1 rRNA gene is annotated in these 473 nt (G+C 45.2%); it reads left to right on the forward strand.

The features are described from left to right. Positions 1-220, forward strand: a 16S ribosomal RNA gene (locus QMX84_RS26340); the annotation flags it as partial. Between the last annotated feature and the right edge of the window lie 253 nt (positions 221-473).

Raw genomic sequence — 473 nt, forward strand, 5'->3', positions numbered from 1 at the left:
GACTGCGTGAAGTCGGAATCGCTAGTAATCGTGAATCAGAATGTCACGGTGAATACGTTCCCGGGCCTTGTACACACCGCCCGTCACACCATGGGAGTGGGTTGCACCAGAAGTAGCTAGTCTAACCTTCGGGAGGACGGTTACCACGGTGTGATTCATGACTGGGGTGAAGTCGTAACAAGGTAGCCGTAGGGGAACCTGCGGCTGGATCACCTCCTTAATCGACGACATCAGCTGCTCCATAAGTTCCCACACGAATTGCTTGATTCATTGAAGAAGACGATAACTGCAGAGTTACTCTGTGGTTTTTCTGTCGTAAAGCTTAGAAATGAGCATTCCATCAAGCGATGGTGAATGTTGATTTCTGATCTTTTGATTAGATCGTTCTTTAAAAATTTGGGTATGTGATAGAAAGATAGACTGAATGACACTTTCACTGGTGTTTATTCAGGCTAAGGTAAAATTTGTGATTC

The organism is Pseudomonas sp. PS01297 (genome assembly GCF_029959305.1).
GTDB classification, from domain to species: domain Bacteria; phylum Pseudomonadota; class Gammaproteobacteria; order Pseudomonadales; family Pseudomonadaceae; genus Aquipseudomonas; species Aquipseudomonas helleri.